At 69.6% G+C, this 15,995-nt stretch carries 14 protein-coding genes; 9 read left to right on the top strand and 5 right to left on the bottom strand.

Annotated features, from left to right (window positions below):
* Window positions 1-67: 67 nt before the first annotated feature.
* A complete protein-coding gene (locus tag G6035_RS12000) occupies window positions 68-271 on the top strand; it encodes a DUF5302 domain-containing protein (protein ID WP_256884200.1) in 204 nt (67 codons plus the stop codon).
* 31 nt (window positions 272-302) lie between these two features.
* On the opposite strand, the gene G6035_RS12005 is transcribed toward G6035_RS12000, so the two are convergent.
* Window positions 303-1,487: an Rv2578c family radical SAM protein gene (locus tag G6035_RS12005; RefSeq protein ID WP_176617328.1), complete on the bottom strand. Its 1,185-nt coding sequence runs from the start codon at window positions 1,485-1,487 to the stop codon at window positions 303-305.
* A 161-nt stretch (window positions 1,488-1,648) separates the two neighbouring features.
* On the opposite strand from G6035_RS12005, the gene G6035_RS12010 reads away from it, so the two are divergent.
* The gene (locus tag G6035_RS12010; RefSeq protein WP_176617329.1) at window positions 1,649-3,154 is read left to right on the top strand and encodes a long-chain fatty acid--CoA ligase; all 1,506 of its coding nucleotides are present in this window, start codon (window positions 1,649-1,651) and stop codon (window positions 3,152-3,154) included.
* A gap of 37 nt (window positions 3,155-3,191) precedes the next feature.
* Here G6035_RS12010 and G6035_RS12015 read toward each other — a convergent pair whose 3' ends face one another.
* The 3 genes from G6035_RS12015 to G6035_RS12025 form a co-directional block, all read right to left on the bottom strand.
* Window positions 3,192-3,839, bottom strand: coding sequence for an SIMPL domain-containing protein (locus G6035_RS12015; protein WP_176617330.1), 648 nt, complete (start codon window positions 3,837-3,839; stop codon window positions 3,192-3,194).
* Window positions 3,840-3,914: 75 nt separating this feature from the next.
* The gene (locus tag G6035_RS12020; protein WP_176617331.1) at window positions 3,915-4,364 is read right to left on the bottom strand and encodes a hypothetical protein; all 450 of its coding nucleotides are present in this window, start codon (window positions 4,362-4,364) and stop codon (window positions 3,915-3,917) included.
* Window positions 4,361-5,467 carry a hypothetical protein gene (locus tag G6035_RS12025; RefSeq protein ID WP_176617332.1) on the bottom strand — a complete coding sequence of 369 codons (1,107 nt, stop codon included), beginning with the start codon at window positions 5,465-5,467 and terminating at the stop codon, window positions 4,361-4,363. Before G6035_RS12025 ends, G6035_RS12020 begins: the two co-directional genes overlap by 4 nt.
* Before the next feature lie 181 nt (window positions 5,468-5,648).
* On the opposite strand from G6035_RS12025, the gene pheS reads away from it, so the two are divergent.
* Together pheS and pheT are read left to right on the top strand one after the other, a co-directional pair.
* Window positions 5,649-6,740 (top strand): phenylalanine--tRNA ligase subunit alpha, encoded by a 1,092-nt coding sequence (gene pheS / locus G6035_RS12030; protein WP_176617333.1) that lies wholly within the window; start codon window positions 5,649-5,651, stop codon window positions 6,738-6,740.
* 4 nt (window positions 6,741-6,744) lie between these two features.
* The gene (pheT, locus tag G6035_RS12035; RefSeq protein ID WP_176617334.1) at window positions 6,745-9,288 is read left to right on the top strand and encodes a phenylalanine--tRNA ligase subunit beta; all 2,544 of its coding nucleotides are present in this window, start codon (window positions 6,745-6,747) and stop codon (window positions 9,286-9,288) included.
* 49 nt (window positions 9,289-9,337) lie between these two features.
* On the opposite strand, the gene G6035_RS12040 is transcribed toward pheT, so the two are convergent.
* A complete protein-coding gene (locus G6035_RS12040; RefSeq protein WP_176617335.1) occupies window positions 9,338-10,312 on the bottom strand; it encodes a quinone oxidoreductase in 975 nt (324 codons plus the stop codon).
* A 170-nt stretch (window positions 10,313-10,482) separates the two neighbouring features.
* On the opposite strand from G6035_RS12040, the gene argC reads away from it, so the two are divergent.
* The 5 genes from argC to argF are packed head-to-tail and all read left to right on the top strand — an operon-like array spanning window position 10,483 to window position 15,993.
* Entirely contained in the window at window positions 10,483-11,538 is a 1,056-nt protein-coding gene (gene argC, locus G6035_RS12045; protein ID WP_176617336.1) for an N-acetyl-gamma-glutamyl-phosphate reductase, read from the top strand.
* Window positions 11,535-12,704 carry a bifunctional glutamate N-acetyltransferase/amino-acid acetyltransferase ArgJ gene (argJ, locus tag G6035_RS12050; protein WP_176617337.1) on the top strand — a complete coding sequence of 390 codons (1,170 nt, stop codon included), beginning with the start codon at window positions 11,535-11,537 and terminating at the stop codon, window positions 12,702-12,704. Before argC ends, argJ begins: the two co-directional genes overlap by 4 nt.
* 60 nt (window positions 12,705-12,764) lie before the next feature.
* A complete protein-coding gene (gene argB / locus G6035_RS12055; protein WP_176617359.1) occupies window positions 12,765-13,664 on the top strand; it encodes an acetylglutamate kinase in 900 nt (299 codons plus the stop codon).
* Window positions 13,661-15,007 (top strand): acetylornithine transaminase, encoded by a 1,347-nt coding sequence (locus G6035_RS12060; protein ID WP_176617338.1) that lies wholly within the window; start codon window positions 13,661-13,663, stop codon window positions 15,005-15,007. Before argB ends, G6035_RS12060 begins: the two co-directional genes overlap by 4 nt.
* Window positions 15,007-15,993: an ornithine carbamoyltransferase gene (gene argF / locus G6035_RS12065; protein ID WP_176617339.1), complete on the top strand. Its 987-nt coding sequence runs from the start codon at window positions 15,007-15,009 to the stop codon at window positions 15,991-15,993. Before G6035_RS12060 ends, argF begins: the two co-directional genes overlap by 1 nt.
* Window positions 15,994-15,995 lie beyond the last annotated feature (2 nt).

Below are 15,995 nucleotides of genomic sequence, written 5' to 3' on the forward strand. Positions count from 1 at the left end.
GGGTGTCTAATTCCCCTGCCCCTGTGCCACACTGGGGTTTAGCCCTAAAGCGCAAGGAGGTTGTGCAGTGACACCGTCCGAGAACCACAACGAATCAGCACCGGCTGAGGCTGGCAGCGCCAGCGAGGAAATGAAGGAAAAATTCCGCCAGGCGCTGGAAAACAAGAAGAACCAGCACCACGGGTCCGTGGAGGCGGCGAACGGCGCCAAGATCAGCGCCCAGCACGGGGCCGCGCAGCACAAGCGCGAATTCCGCCGCAAGAGCGGATAGCCGTGGCGGAGAAACGGGCGCAGCCCGAGGGCTAGAACAGCATCGGCGCAGCATCAAAAAGGGCAGGGGCAGGCACGGCGGCCCCTGCCCTTCGCCGTGCCCGGTTGCTGTCCTGCTTGGTGCTGTCCTGCTTGGCGCTGCCCTGGCGGGCCGTGCCGCCGCCGGGCGTCCGGTGGCCGGACCCGCCGATGGGCAGGCTGCCGGCCGGGTAGGCGGCCTCTTCCTGGCGGGGATCATGCATGAAGCCGGCCGTGCCGCCGAAGCCGTGGCGGCGCTTGGCCGCATTGACGCGTGCGGCCAGCCACTGCCGGTAGTCCCTGGGTGCGTAGGAGCCCTGGCTGTAGAGCCGCCGGTAGCGGCCCACCAGCGCCGGATGCTCCCGGGCCAGCCACTGCATGAACCACTCGCGCGTGCCCGGGCGCAGGTACAGCGCGCCGGCGCTGACCCCGGTGGCCCCCGCATGGGCCAGGGCGGCAAACAAGGCGTCAAGGGACTCCTCGGAGTCCGTCAGCCACGGCAGGATCGGCATCGACATCACCCCGCACGGCAGGCCGGCGTCGCGCAGCTTGCCGATGAGGGCCAGCCGGGACCTGGGTGCCGGCGTGCCCGGTTCGATGGCCGCGGCGAGCCCTTCATCGAGCAGGGCCAGCGAAATGCCCATGCCCACACTGACCTGGCGGCCCGCCGCCTGCAGCAGGGGGATGTCCCGGGACAGGAGTGTTCCCTTGGTGAGGATCGAAAACGGGGTGCCGGAATCGGCCAGGGCGGAGATGATGCCGGGCATGAGCCGGTACCTGCCCTCGGCGCGCTGGTACGGATCCGTGTTGGTGCCCAGTGCCACATGCGCACGGCACCAGGAGGGCTTGTGCACCTCCCTGCGCAGCACCTCGGCCACGTTGACCTTGACCACCACCTGTGAGTCAAAGTCAGCCCCGGCGTCGAGGTCCAGGTAGGTGTGGGTCTTCCGGGCAAAACAGTAAACGCACGCGTGGGAACACCCGCGGTAGGGGTTGACGGTCCACTCAAACGGCATCGACGAGGTGGCGGGCACCTTGTTCAGGGCGCTCTTTGACAGCACCTCGTGGAAGGTGATGCCGGCAAACCCGGGCGTCTGTACGCTCTTGACCAGGCCGGCCAGGGGGAGCAGCGGGGCTGCCGCCGGCACGCCCTCAAGGGCCAGGGGCGGCTGGTTGAGTTGCTGTGCGTTCCACCTCATGGAAATTATTCGAACATATTTTCTAGCTTTCGTCAATGACGGCAAAGGCCGCGGAGCCCTCCCTGCCGGCGGGGCCGGAATATGGTCCACATCACATCATGGCGCGCTAGGCTGTGGGCAGGAGGCGACGATGCCTCCCTGCAGAGGTAGAAGGAGCCGTCATGACGAACCTGGCCACCATGGTGGGCGTGTCCGCACAAAGAAACCCGTCAGGCACCGCGATCAAGATGGACGACATTGAGATTTCCTTCGCCGCCCTGGAAGTGCTCAGCGGCAAGGTGGCCGCGCTGCTGGCGGACCGGGGCATCAAGCCGGGGGACCGGGTGGCCCTGATTTCGCCGAACCTGCCGCAGATGCCGCCCATCTATTACGGGATCCTGCGGTACGGGGCCATCGTGGTGCCCCTGAACCCGCTGTTGAAGGCGCGCGAGGTGGCCTACCACCTGAGGGATTCCGGCGCGTCGCTCGCGTTTGCCTGGGAGGGGGTCATGGCGGAGGTGGCACCCGCCGCCGCTGAAACCGGCACCGCCATCATCCCCATCGACGCCGGCTTCATGGCCCTGCTCGGGCCCCTGGACCCCATCGCCGGGGTGGCCCCGGCGGAGGCCGGCGATACCGCCGTCATTCTCTACACCTCGGGCACCACGGGCAAGCCCAAGGGGGCGGAGCTGACGCATGAAAACCTGCGCAGCAATGCCGAAGTGTCCGTCAGCCTGTTCAGCAGCCGCGACGGGGACGTCATTTTTGGCGGCCTGCCGTTTTTCCACATCTTCGGCCAGACCTGCGCCCTGAACTCGGCCGTACTGGCCGGTGCCACCGTGACCATCCTGCCCAAGTTCGACCCCGTCAAGGCACTGGAGATCATCCAGCGGGACAAGGTCACCATCTTCGAGGGCGTCCCCACCATGTACATTGCCCTTTTACGCACGCCCGGGCGCGATAACTACGACCTCTCCAGCCTGCGCCTGGCAGCGTCCGGCGGCTCGCCGCTGCCGCTGGAAATCCTGCACGAGTTTGAAAGCACCTTTGGCGCCACCATGCTCGAAGGCTACGGATTGTCCGAGACGTCGCCGGTGGTCACCTTCAACCAGGTGGACGGCATCCGCAAGCCGGGGTCCGTGGGAACGGCGGTGACCGGTGCGCAGCTGCGGGTGGTCGATGAGGCGGGGAACGACGTCGAACCCGGCGCGGTGGGGGAGATCGCCGTGGCGGGCCCGTACGTGATGAAGGGCTACTGGAACAATCCGGAGGCCACCGCGGCGGCCATTCCGGATGGCTGGTTCCGCACCGGGGACCTCGGCCGCCGGGACGGGGACGGTGTCTTCTTCATCGTTGACCGGAAGAAGGACATGATCCTGCGCGGCGGCTACAACGTCTACCCGCGCGAAGTCGAGGAGGTGCTCTACGAACACCCGGCCGTGGCCGAGGCCGCCGTCGTGGGCCGCCCCGACGACGTCCACGGCGAGGAAATCTATGCGGCGGTGGCGCTCAAGGCCGGGGCCGACGGCGCCGATGACCCGGCAGCGCTCGCAGAGAACATCCGCGGCTTTGTCAAGGACCGGGTGGCCGCCTACAAGTACCCGCGCCGCGTGGTCATCATGGACGCGCTGCCCAAGGGCCCCACGGGAAAGATCCTCAAGCGCGAGATCACGATTCCGCAGGCCTGAATCCGGCAGGCCCGCGGTGCAGGGCCGCGCCGGAGCCCTAGAGCAGCTCCCACGTCACGGTGACGGACGCCCAGACATTGCCTTGGCCCGGTTCAATCTTCATGGACGCGTCCGCGGACATGGCTGCGGCCCGGGCAAACAGGGGCCTGGGGCCGGGCAGGGCGGGCCCGGCTTCGGCGATGGAGCGCACTGCGCCGAGCCTGCGCCCGGCCATGTCCGCGTAGAGCTCGGCGGCCCGCCTGGCGTCGGCCCAGGCCAGGGTGCGGGCCGCATCCTGGGCGGCCGTGGCATCGGACAGGGCGGGGGTCAGCCCGTTGAGCCGGACGCTGTCGTTGCCCGAATCCACCACCGCGGCAATGACGTCCTCAGCGCCGTCGTCGTAGCGCAGGAGAACATTCAGGGTTGAGGAGACCGTGTAGCCGGTGACGACGGGGGCGGCGCGGTCCTGCCAGCGCGTGTCCACCCGGACGTCCAGTGCCGTGGAGCTGACGGCCCCGCGGGGCACCTGCAGGGCGAGGAGCCGGGCCTGCACGGCGTTGAGCGCCTCCGTGGCAGCCGCGTACGCAGCGCGGACGGTGCCGCGCTGGGCCTCGATGCCGACGTTGATGTGGAACTGGTCCGGCGCCGCGGGGACGGTGCCCTGTCCAGTGAGCGTCACGGTGTCCGGTGTGGTGGTCTCACCCATGCTGATGCCTCCCTGCTGCCGGCCGACGGCGGCCGCCCCGCCTGTCGCTGGTGCCGAAGCTGTGTTGTTGCCAAGCTACGTCCGGCGCAGGGCGCGGCGCAAGGCCGGCAGCCGGGCGATGGTGGGCAGCTGCCGGTAGCCGCCGGCCGCCAGGCCCGCATTGCGTTCAAAGAAGTTCCGGCTCCCGGGATCCCCCGTGCGCCACCACGAATACCCGGCGCAGGCGGCGTAGAGGGGCAGGAACGGCAGCCCCAGGCACCAGGCATATTGCGTGGCATGGCCCGCCTCGTGTGCCAGCAGCTCCGGGCGGGAGTCGATGAAGGCCCGGTCCGCCCGGTAGAAAACGACACTGCCCACCGTAAACGCCCCGGCGAGCGGCAGTGTGGGCCGGTAGCCGGTGCCCAGCAGCAGTCCCTGCGGGCCCGGCTCAACCCGGGTGCGCGCCAGTGCAGCAAGGAGCAGGCCCGCAGGGGTGGAAAGGTTCAGCATGTTGGCCCACTGCCGGGCCCGCAGGGCGGCCCTCACGGTGCCGTTGCCGTGGCCGGGGGCGCGGGCAGGTCCTTGGGCTGCGGGGCCGGTAGGCGCACGGCCTTCAAAACCGTGGTCTGCACAACTGTCAGCCGGGCCAGCGCCTCCTTGGGACCCTCCTTGGCCTTCCCGCACGCTGTCAGCGGCCACTGCACATGGACCGCCCGGCCCCCGGCGTCCACCAGCCAAAGGTCCGCGATGATTTCCAGGTTTGCCTCGCACACCAGCTTTCCCGGGGCCCGGTCACTGGGGGAGCGCAGGACCTTCACGAGGGGCGCCAGATCCCCCGTGAACCTCTTCTGCGTTATGGTCCGCCACGTGCCCCGGGCGTCCGTGGCGTTGGGGCCGAAGGCAGTGCATTCCACTGCCGCGGCAGGCTCGAAGCCCGCCGGAATACTGCCCATGTCCTTGGCGGACGGGTCGGCCGTGCCGTTGCCTTCATACCAGCGGGCCGTCGTCAGGCAGTCAGCGCCGGCGAGGACCCGTGCAGGCGGGGGAGTGAACTGCTCGACGGCGCCGGACGGCCGCGTGTCGATGGTCTTCGACGATGACACCGGCAGGGCCGCCAGGGCCTCCCGGGTCCCGGGCTTGGGGAATCCGCAGCCGGTGCGCGGCCACTGGACGTGGACGGCCTTGCCACGGGCATCAACCAGCCACAGGTCCGGAATGGTTTCCGCCATGGAGAAACACGCGCCGCCCTCCTCCCGGTCGCTGGGTTGTGCCAATGCCGCCAGCAGGGGCCCGTAGTTCCCCGCGTGGTGCTCTTCCAGGATGGTGGCCCGGGCCGGCTCCGGGCCGGCCTGGGGGACGATGCGCTGCCCCGGCGGGCACACGACGACGTCCACCGGCACAAAGCCCCGGGGCACACTGCCCATCTTGTCCGCCACCGCAGGAGGCGCCGTCATGAGGGGCTCATTCCAATATGGGGTGGCCAGGCAATCCACCTTGTCCTGCAGGGCGGCCGGTGCCGGCGTGTAGTGCGTGGGGCGGGCTGCGAAGGGGGCGCCGCACCCGGACAGGAAGAGTGCGAGGACGGCCGAAAGCGACAGGAGGAAGGCCGGCGTCGTACGCCTTGGCAGCTGGAATGAACGGGCGCCCATGCCCTGAGCCTAGCAACGCGCGCGCAGGAAGGGGATGGCGAATGGGCAACGAGTCACTGCCGTGGGGGCGGCGGAAGGCCCGGCCGCCATTCAAAAACCGTGCGGGCCGTCATTTAGACTGGGTGTGGCGGCCCGCGCTGACCGCCGCTTACCCGCACACGAGCTTAGGTAAAAACTGCAGATGTCTGACACGCCCCAGAAGACGGCCGCCGCGCCCGAATCGACCACCACCCCCGCCGTCCCGGACCCGCTGGACGAGGCCGCCGTCGGCGCCGCCGTCGAGCAGGCGCTCGCAGCCATCGCGGCCGCCGCCACCCTGGAGGAGCTCAAGGCCGCCCGCCTCGCGCACACCGGCGAAAAGTCGCCGCTGAGCCTGGCCAACCGGGGGATCGGCGGGCTGTCCAAGGAATTCAAGGCCGCCGCCGGCAAGCTCATGGGGGCCTCCCGGGGCCGTGTTGCCAAGGCGCTCGCAGCCCGCACCGAGGTGCTCGAGGCCGAGGACGCCGCCCGCATCCTGGTGGAGGAAACGGTCGACGTCACCGCCGCCCCGCGCCGCCGCCGTGCCGGCGCCCGCCATCCGCTGTCCACCCTTCAGGACCGCGTGTGCGACATCTTCGTGGGCATGGGCTGGGAAATTGCCGAAGGCCCGGAGCTGGAATCCGAGTGGTTCAACTTTGACGCCCTGAACTTCAAGCCGGACCACCCGGCCCGCGAAATGCAGGACACCTTCTTCGTGGAGCCGCCCGAGGCCCACCTGCTCCTGCGCACCCACACCTCCCCGGTGCAGGTCCGCTCCCTGCTGGAACGTGAGCTGCCCGTCTACGTGCTGTGCCCCGGCAAGGTGTTCCGCACCGACGAGCTCGACGCGACGCACACCCCCGTGTTCCACCAGTTTGAGGGCCTGGCCATCGACAAAAAGCTGTCCATGGCGGACCTGCGCGGCACCCTGGAGCACTTTGCCCGGCTCATGTTCGGCGACGAGGCCAGCATCCGCCTGCGCCCGAACTACTTCCCCTTCACCGAGCCCTCCGCCGAACTGGACATCTGGCACCCCGGTGCCAAGGGCGGCCCGCGCTGGATTGAGTGGGGCGGCTGCGGCATGGTCAACCCGAACGTGCTGCGCGCGGCCGGGATCGACCCGGACGAGTATTCAGGCTTTGCCTTCGGCATGGGGATCGAGCGGACCCTGATGTTCCGCAACGAGGTCACCGACATGCACGACATGATCGAGGGCGACATACGATTCAGCGAACACTTTGGGATGGAGATCTAGGCCCGTGCGTATTCCACTGACTTGGCTGCGCGAGTATGCGCAGGTGCCGGCAGGAGCAACTGCAGAAGACGTCATGACTGAGCTGGTCAAGGTTGGCTTTGAGGAAGAGGCCGTCCACCGGCCCCTGGACTCCATCAGCGGCCCCGTGGTGGTGGGCCGGGTGCTGTCCAAGGAACCCGAGCCGCAGAGCAACGGCAAGACCATCAACTGGTGTTCCGTCCGTGTGGTTCCCGAAGGCGCCACGCAGGCCCTCGAAGGGGACGGCATTGACCCCTCCGGCGTGCAGGGCATCGTGTGCGGTGCCCACAACTTTGAGGTGGGGGACAAGGTGGTGGTCACCCTGCCCGGCGCCGTGCTGCCCGGCGACTTCCGCATTTCCCCGCGCAAGACCTACGGCCACGTCTCGGCAGGCATGATCGCCTCCGTGCGCGAGCTGGGCATGGGCGAGGAGCACGACGGCATCCTGGTGCTCTCCACCCTGGGCCTGGACCCGGAGCCGGGCACCGACGCGCTGGAACTGCTGGGCCTGCGGGACGAGGCCGCCGAAATCAACGTGACCCCGGACCGCGGCTACGTGTTCAGCATCCGCGGCGCCGCCCGAGAGTATGCCCACGCGACGGGCACGCCCTTTATGGATCCGGCGTCCTTGGTTTCCGTCACGCCCGCGTCGGGTCCGGGGTACCCCGTCCGCCTCGAGGACCAGGCACCCATCTACGGGCTGCCCGGCTGCGACCGCTTCGTGGCCCGTACCGTGCACGGCATCAACGCGGCCGCGCCAACCCCCACCTGGATGTCCTCCCGCCTGCGCCTGGCCGGCATCCGCTCCATCTCGCTGCCCGTGGACATCTCCAACTACGTCATGTTGGAGCTGGGCCAGCCGCTGCACTTCTACGACGCCGACAAGCTCTCCGGCGACATCGTGGTGCGCCGCGCCGCCGCCGGGGAAACCCTGCAGACCCTGGATGGGAAGGTGCGCAAGCTGGACACCGAGGACCTGCTCATCACGGACGCCTCCGGCGCCATCGGCGTGGCCGGCGTCATGGGCGGGGCCGCCACCGAGGTCACCCCGGCGACCACCTCCGTCCTCATCGAGGCCGCCCACTTCGAGGAAGTCTCGATCGCCCGCTCGCGCCGCCGCCACAAGCTGCCCTCCGAGGCATCCAAGCGCTTTGAGCGCGGCGTGGACTGGGAGGTGGCCGACGAGGCCGCCCAGCGCGCCGTGAACCTGCTCGTGGAACTGGCCGGCGGCACCGAGGACACCACGGCGACCGACGTGGGCACGGAGCCGGCGCCCGTCACCGTGTTCCTTCCGGCCGGATTCGCCTCCGCCCGCATCGGCATCGACTTCACTCCGGAGCAGGTGGTGGACTCCCTGACCGACCTGGGAGCCGGTGTTGAGGAGGCCGACGGCGGCTGGAACGTCACGGCCCCGAGCTGGCGCCACGACCTGGCCACCCCCGAGGACCTCACGGAGGAAGTGGCCCGCCTGGTGGGCTACGACGCGATTCCCGCCACCTTGCCCATCGCCCCTCCGGGCCGGGGCTACTCCCGCACCCAGCAGCAGCGCCGGCGCGCCGTCCAGGCCCTGGCGGACTCCGGGCTGACGGAAATCCTCGCCTACCCGTTCGTGTCCAAGGCCGCGAACGACACCTTCGGCGTGGCCGAGGCGGGCGCCCCCCGCGGGGCCGTCAAGCTCGCCAACCCGCTGAGCGAGGAGTTCGGCTACCTGCGCACCTCGGTGCTGCCGGGCCTGATTGACACGGCGAAGCGCAACCACTCGCGCGGCTTCACCGACCTGGCATTATTCGAATCCGGCCTCGTGTTCCTGCCCTCGGGCACCTTTGGCACGGCGTCCATCCCGCCGCTCGGCGCCAAGCCGTCCGACGACGTCCTGGACGCCTTGTACGACGGCATCCCCTACCAGCCGCTCACGATCGGCGCCGTCTTTACCGGCAGGGACACCGCCGCCGCACCCGGCCACACGCCGCGGGCCTGGGACTGGGCCGACGCCATCGACGCCGCACGCCTCGTGGCCGATGTGACCGGCGTGGACCTGGTGGTGGAGCAGGGCTCGCACCAGGCCTTCCACCCCGGCCGCGCCGCCGTGCTGAAGCTGCGCTCGGGCGAGGTGGTGGGCCATGCCGGTGAGCTGCATCCACGCCTGCTGGCCGAGCAGCACCTGCCGGCGCGCACCGTGGCCATGGAGATCAACGCCAGCATGGTCTTTGACGCCGCCCCGGACGTGATCGTGGCCAGGCCGATCTCCACCTTCCCGGTGGCCACCCAGGACGTGGCCCTGGTGGTGCCGGCGGAAATTCCGGCAGCCGAGGTGCTGGCCACCCTGCGCGAAGGAGCCGGGGAGCTGCTTGAGGACGTGGCACTGTTCGACGAATACCACGGCAAGGGCATCCCGGAGGCGAGCAAGTCGCTCGCCTTCGGGCTGCGCTTCCGGGCCGCGGACCGCACGCTGACGGCCGACGAGGCCTCCGCCGCCCGCGCGGCCGCCGTCGAACTGGCCGGCGAACGCTTCGGGGCCACCCAGCGGTAGGGTCCGTGGCGGGGCCGCCCCGGGCGGCTCCGCCCCGGACCGGACGGGGTTACGGGACCAGGATGACCTTGCCCGTAGTCTGCCGGGCCTGGAGCGCCGAGTGGGCGGCGCCGGCCTCGGCCAGCGGGAAGCGGGCGCCAATGCGGGCGGTCAGCTTTCCGGCCGCCGCCGCGTTGAAGACGTCGGCGGAACGCCAGCGGCGCTCCTGCGGATTGCGCAGGTAGTGCGCCAGCGTGGGACGGGTGACAAACAGGGATCCGGAGGAATTGAGGCGCTGCAGGTCAAACGGCGGCACCTGCCCGGACGCCCCGCCAAAGAGCACGAGCGTCCCCCTGATCCGCAACGACGCCAGGGAACCTTCAAAGGTGTCCTTCCCGACGCCGTCGTACACCACGTCGACGCCTTCGCCGTTGGTGAGCTCACGGACGGCCTCGGCGAAACCGTCGTACCGCAGGACGTCGTCGGCCCCGGCCACGCGGGAAAGCTCCTCCTTTTCATCCGTCGACACGGTGGTGATGACCCGGGCCTCGCGCTCCTTGAGCATCTGGGTCAGCAGCAGGCCCACTCCTCCGGCGCCGGCGTGCAGCAGCACCGTCTGGCCGGGTTCCACATGGTAGGTGGAATTCATCAGGTAGTGGGCCGTCATGCCCTGCAGCGGCAGGGCCGCGGCGACGTCCAGGGGCAGCGCGGAGGGCACCGGCAGCGCCTTGTCCGCCGGGAAGATGGCATATTCGGCGTAGCAGCCCACGCCCTCGGCCGTGGCCACGTGGTCGCCCACGGCAAATTCCTCGACCCCGGGACCGAGCGCCACCACTGTCCCGGACGCCTCGGCCCCCGGGGTGAAGGGGAACGGGACGTTGTAGGTGCCGTCGCGCTGGTAGGTCTCAATGAAGTTCACGCCGACGGCGGCGATGCGCACCAGAAGCTGGCCTGGCCCGGCCTCGGGAACCGGCACTTCCTTCAGTGCCAGGACCTCGGGACCGCCGGGGGCGTCGGCAACGATGGCACGGTTTCGCGAGGTCATGGTGTACTCCACTTCTGTTCAAATTCCCGGGGACGTCAACTGCATTGGATCGGCGCCTGCCACCAAAGGCGGAAGCGATGTTTACATCATAGGTGCGAAAATTCCCCGGTCGCCTGAACTTCATGGATAAATATCGGCATCTATGAATAATTCTGCTGTATAGTCGTTTTATGACGATTTCAGTAGCCGTTTCCGGAGCCAGCGGATATGCCGGGGGAGAGGTGCTCCGCCTCCTGGCCAGCCACCCGGACGTGACCATCGGGGCCATCACCGCCCACAGCAACGCCGGCACCCGCCTGGGTGAACTGCAGCCGCACCTCCATGCACTGGCCGACCGCATCCTGGTCGACACCACGGTGGACAACCTCGCCGGGCACGACGTCGTCTTCCTCGCCCTCCCGCACGGCAAGTCCGCCGCCATCGCGGCCCAGCTGCCGGCCGACACCCTCGTGATCGACGCCGGTGCCGACCACCGCCTGCAGTCGGCCGAGGCCTGGGAAAAGTTTTACGGCTCCCCGCACGCCGGCACCTGGCCCTACGGCCTGCCCGAACTGCCCGGCGCCCGGGCGAAGCTGCAGGGTGCCAAGCGGATCGCGGTCCCCGGATGCTACCCCACCAGCTCGCTGCTTGCCCTGATGCCCGGCTTTAGCGCCGGCGCCCTGCTGCCGGACGACGTCGTCATCGTGGCGGCCTCGGGCACCTCCGGCGCGGGGAAGGCCGCCAAGATCAACCTGATCGGCTCCGAAGTCATGGGTTCCATGAGCCCGTACGGGGTCGGTGGCGGGCACCGGCACACGCCGGAAATCCAGCAGGGCCTCTCCGAGGCGTCCGGCCTCGACGTCAAGGTGTCCTTCACGCCCACCCTGGCCCCCATGAGCCGCGGCATCCTCGCGACCGCCACGGCCAAGGTGGCACCCGGATTTGCGGCCGGCCTGGGCGGGCAGGACCTGGCCGCGGCCCTGCGCCGGACCTGGGTTGACGCCTACGCCGGCGAACCGTTCGTGAAGGTCCTTCCGGAGGGCCAGTGGCCCTCCACCAAGTCGGTGCAGGCCTCCAACTACGCGGCCCTGCAAATCGCCTACGACCCCAACGTCAACCGGGTGGTGGCCTGCTGCGCCATCGACAACCTCACCAAGGGGACCGCCGGCGGGGCGGTACAGTCAATGAACATTGCCCTCGGCCTGGCGGAAAGCACCGGCCTGTCCTTCCAAGGAGTAGCACCATGAGCGTCACAACTGCACAGGGCTTCCGGGCCGCCGGCGTCACCGCCGGACTGAAAAAATCCGGCAACCCCGACCTCGCCCTGGTGGTCAACGACGGCCCGCAGCGCAGCGCCGCCGCCGTGTTCACCTCCAACCGCGTTGCCGCCGCGCCGGTCCACTGGTCCCGGACGGTCCTGGGCGACGGGCGCGTGGACGCCGTGGTGCTCAACTCCGGCGGCGCCAACGCCTGTACCGGGCCCGAGGGCTTCCAAAACACGCACACCACCGCCGAGAAGGTGGCCGACGTGCTGGGCATTTCCGCCACGGACGTTGCCGTCTGCTCCACGGGCCTCATCGGCGAGCAGCTCCCCATGGACAAGATCCTGCCGGGCGTGGAGGCTGCCGCGGCAGCGCTGGCGGCCGACGGCGGGGCCGGTGCCGCCGCCGCGATCATGACCACCGACACCGTCCCGAAGGAAACGGCCTGGACATCCGCCCCCGACGCGAACGGCAACAGCTACACGATTGGCGGCATGGCCAAGGGCGCCGGCATGCTGGCCCCCGGGCTGGCCACCATGCTGGTGGTCATCACCACCGACGCCGAGGTGGCCCCCGAAGGGCTTGACGCGGCCCTGCGCGACGCCGTCCGCCCCACCTTCAACCGTGCCGACTCCGACGGCTGCATGTCCACCAACGACACAGTGCTGCTGCTGGGCTCCGGCGCCTCGACCGTGATCCCCGACATGGACGAGTTCACCGCCGGCCTGACCACGGTCTGCGCCACCCTGGCCCGCGCCCTGATCGCCGACGCCGAAGGCGCCAAGCACGACATCGCCATCACCACCGTCAACGCGGACAGCGAACGCGACGCCGAGATCGCCTCCCGGGCCGTGGCCCGCTCCAACCTGTTCAAGTGCGCCATCTTCGGCAACGACCCCAACTGGGGCCGCGTGCTCTCCGCTGTCGGAACCACCGACGCCGTGTTCGACCCGAACGAGATCAACGTCAGCATCAACGGCGTCCAGATCTGCCGCAAGGGCGCCATTGGCGACTCCCGCGACCTCGTGGACCTGGCCGGGCGCGAAGTCACCGTCGAGATCGACCTGCGCGCCGGCGCGGCCTCCGCGACCATCTGGACGAACGACCTGACCCATGACTACGTCGAAGAAAACAGCGCCTACTCGTCGTAGGTCCGGCGGCCGGGCCTGCCCCGGCGGCCGGCAACGGCGAAGAATTGAAGGAAGAGAATGATGGATTCGGTGGAAACCGCGCAGGACAAGGCAGCGTCGCTGATTGAGGCGCTGCCGTGGATCCAGCAATTTGCCGGCACCGTGGTGGTGGTCAAGTACGGCGGCAACGCCATGATCAACGACGACCTCCGGCGGGCGTTTGCCGAGGACATCGTGTTCATGCACCACGTGGGCATCAAGCCCGTGGTGGTGCACGGCGGCGGTCCGCAGATCAACGCGATGCTCAAGCGCCTGGACATCAAGAGCGAGTTCAAGGGCGGCCTGCGCGTCACCACGCCCGAGGCCATGGACGTGGTCCGCATGGTCCTGACCGGGCAGGTGGGCCGCGAACTGGTGGGCCTGATCAACTCCCACGGCGCATACGCCGTGGGGCTGTCCGGCGAGGACGGGGCGCTGCTGCAGGCCGAACGCACCGGCACCGTCGTGGACGGGCTGCCCGTGGACCTGGGCCTGGTCGGCGAGGTGGTGGGCGTGAACCCCGGCGCCATCATCGACCTCCTGGAGGCCGGGCGCATCCCCGTCATCTCCACCGTGGCGCCCGAGGTGGGCGACGCCTCCACCGTACTGAACGTCAACGCGGACACCGCGGCCTCGGCCCTGGCCGTCGCCCTGGGCGCCTCGCGCCTGGTCATCCTGACCGACGTCGAAGGCCTCTACGCCAACTGGCCGGACAAGTCATCCCTGCTGTCCTCCCTGGGCGCCGGCGAACTGCGCGCCATGCTGCCGTCGCTGGAATCGGGGATGATCCCCAAGATGGGCGCCTGCCTGAACGCTGTCGACGGCGGGGTGGCCCGCGCCGCCGTCGTCGACGGGCGCAGCGCGCATTCAATGCTGCTGGAACTGATGACCACCGCCGGCAACGGCACCCAGGTTTTTCCCGACGAAGAGGACGCATCATGAGTGAGGAAACGGCCGGGGCCAGCCCGGAAAACACCAGTGCCGAAGGGCTCCGGACGGCCAACGGCCAGTCCGTGCAGCTCCCCGCCACGGCAGCCGCCGTGACAGGCACGGGCACCGGCGAGCAGTGGCTGGCGCGCTACGGCAATGCGCTGATGGGTGTCTTTGGCAGCCCGCAGCGCGTCCTCGTGCGTGGTGCCGGTGCCGTGGTGTGGGACGCCGACGGCAAGGAGTACCTGGACCTGTTGGGCGGGATCGCCGTTAACGCGCTGGGCCACGCCCACCCCTTTGTCACCTCCGTGATCGCCAGCCAGTTGGCCACCCTGGGCCACGTTTCGAACTTTTTCACCAGCCCCACCCAGATTGCGCTGGCCGAAAAGCTGCTGGAACTGAGCAACGCGCCCCAGGGCTCCAAGGTGTTCTTCGCCAATTCCGGCACGGAGGCCAACGAGGCGGCGTTCAAGCTCGCCCGGGCCCACGGCAAGGCACACCCGGCCGCGGACGGACGGGAACGCAGCACCATCCTAGCCCTCGAAGGCGCCTTCCACGGCCGCACCATGGGCGCCCTGGCGCTGACGGCCAAGCAGGCCTACCGGGAACCGTTCGAACCCATGCCCGGCGGTGTCCGGCACATCCCGTTCAACGACATCGAGGCGTTGAAGGAAGCACTCGATGACACGGTGGCCGCCTTCGTGATCGAACCCGTCCAGGGCGAGGCCGGCGTCCGCCCGCTCTCCGACGCGTACCTGCGCGCCGCACGCGAGCTGGCCACGCAGGCCGGCGCGCTGCTCATCGTTGACGAGGTGCAGACCGGCGTGGGCCGCACAGGGGAATGGTTCGCCGGGCTCGCCGCCGGCATCCAGCCGGACGCCATGACCCTGGCCAAGGGCCTGGGCGGGGGATTCCCCATCGGCGCCATCGTCACCTTTGGCGAAGGGCCGTCATCGCTCCTGTCCGCCGGCCAGCACGGCACCACGTTCGGCGGGAACCCGGTGGCCACGGCTGCGGCCCTGGCCACGCTGCACGTGCTTGAGGCCCAGGACGTGCTGGCCAACGTGCGCGCCGTCAGCCGCATCTTCGCCGACGGCCTGGCCGGGATCGACGCCGTCACCGAGGTCCGTGCGCACGGCCTGCTGATCGGCTTTGACCTGGACCGGCCCGTCGCCGCGGGCGTGGTGACGGCCGCCCTCGACGCCGGCTTCATCGTCAACGCGCCCCGTCCCAACACCATCCGGCTGGCCCCGCCGCTGAACCTGACGGCCGAACAGGCCGCCTCGTTCCTGGCGGCACTGCCCGCCCTCATCGACACGGCCGTTGCGGCCCAGTCCACCGAAGGAGCATCCTGATGACCCGGCACTTTTTGGTTGACACCGACCTCAGCCCCTCGGAGCAGGCGGAGGTCCTGGCCCTGGCCGCCCGGCTGAAAAAGGCCCCCTATTCCAAGAGCACCTTTGCCGGCGACGGCGCGGGCGCGCAGACCGTGGCCGTGATCTTTGACAAGACCTCCACCCGGACCCGCGTGTCCTTCGCCGCCGGCGTGGCCGCACTGGGCGGCAACCCGCTGATCATCAACCCCGGCGAGGCCCAGATCGGCCACAAGGAATCCGTGGCGGACACCGCCCGGGTGCTCGAGCGCATGGTTTCCACCATCGTGTGGCGCACCTACGCCCAGGAGGGCCTGGAGGAAATGGCCGCCCATTCCAGGGTGCCCGTCATCAACGCCCTTTCCGACGACTACCACCCGTGCCAGCTGCTCGCGGACCTGCTCACCATCCAGGAACACAAGGGCAAACTGGCCGGCCTCACCATGACGTACATGGGCGATTCCGCCAACAACATGGCCAACTCCTACCTGCTGGCCGGCGTCACGGCCGGCATGCACGTGCGCATCACCGGACCCGAAGGGTACCTGCCCGCCGCCGCTGTGGTGGCCGCCGCCGAGGAACGGGCCGCCCTCACCGGCGGTTCCGTGCTGGTCACCACGGATGCGGACCGCGCCGTCGCCGGGGCCGACGTCCTGGTCACCGACACCTGGGTGTCCATGGGCCAGGAGGCCGAGAAGGAGGCGCGCCTGCAATTGTTCCAGGACTACGCGCTCGACGACGCCGCACTCGCCAAGGCGGACGCCGGCGCAATAGTCCTCCACTGCCTGCCGGCCTACCGCGGCTACGAAATCACCGGCTCCGTCATCGACGGCCCGCAGTCCGTGGTGTGGGACGAGGCAGAAAACCGCCTGCACGCGCAGAAGGCCCTCATGGTATGGCTGGTGGAACAGACCGCGGCCGAGGACGCGCTGGCCCTGCAGGCCGCCACGGAAGCGGCCGGCGCCTGACC

It is taken from the genome of Arthrobacter sp. SDTb3-6 (assembly GCF_013376095.1).
In the GTDB taxonomy this organism is placed as follows: domain Bacteria; phylum Actinomycetota; class Actinomycetes; order Actinomycetales; family Micrococcaceae; genus Specibacter.